The 816-nt window shown below is 60.9% G+C and carries 1 protein-coding gene; it reads left to right on the top strand.

Annotation, left to right across the window (positions count from 1 at the left end):
• A partial coding sequence (locus tag ACFQ95_RS25950) for an elongation factor Tu (RefSeq protein ID WP_422835858.1) occupies nt 1-816 on the top strand: 816 nt, incomplete at both ends.

Below are 816 nucleotides of genomic sequence, written 5' to 3'. Positions count from 1 at the left end.
ACGCGTCACTACGCTCACGTGGACTGCCCTGGCCACGCTGACTATGTGAAGAACATGATCACCGGCGCTGCCCAGATGGACGGCGCCATTTTGGTGTGTTCGGCCGCTGACGGCCCAATGCCCCAAACCCGCGAACACATCCTGTTGGCTCGCCAAGTGGGCGTGCCTTACATCGTCGTGTTCCTGAACAAGTGCGACATGGTCGACGACGCTGAACTGCTCGAACTGGTCGAGATGGAAGTGCGCGAACTGCTCGACAAATACGATTTCCCTGGCGACGACACCCCCATCATCCACGGCAGCGCCAAGCTGGCCATGGAAGGCGACAAGGGCGACCTGGGCGAAGGCGCCATTCTGAAGTTGGCCGATGCACTGGACAGCTACATCCCCACGCCAGAGCGCGCTGTGGACGGCGCCTTCCTGATGCCCGTGGAAGACGTGTTCTCCATCTCTGGCCGCGGCACCGTGGTGACCGGCCGTATTGAGCGCGGCGTCGTCAAGGTCGGCGAAGAAATCGAAATCGTCGGTATCGCTGACACGCAAAAGACCACCTGCACCGGCGTGGAAATGTTCCGCAAGCTGCTGGACCAAGGTCAAGCTGGCGACAACGTCGGCATCTTGCTGCGCGGCACCAAGCGCGAAGACGTGCAACGCGGCCAAGTGCTGTGCAAGCCCGGTTCGATCAAGCCCCACACCCACTTCACGGGTGAGGTGTATGTGCTGTCCAAGGACGAAGGTGGCCGTCACACGCCTTTCTTCAACAACTACCGTCCTCAGTTCTACTTCCGTACGACCGACGTGACCGGCGCCATCGAA

This window comes from Variovorax sp. HJSM1_2, from assembly GCF_049316285.1.
Classification (GTDB): Bacteria; Pseudomonadota; Gammaproteobacteria; order Burkholderiales; family Burkholderiaceae_C; genus Rhodoferax_B.
This window is presented reverse-complemented; position numbering and strand designations above follow the sequence as displayed.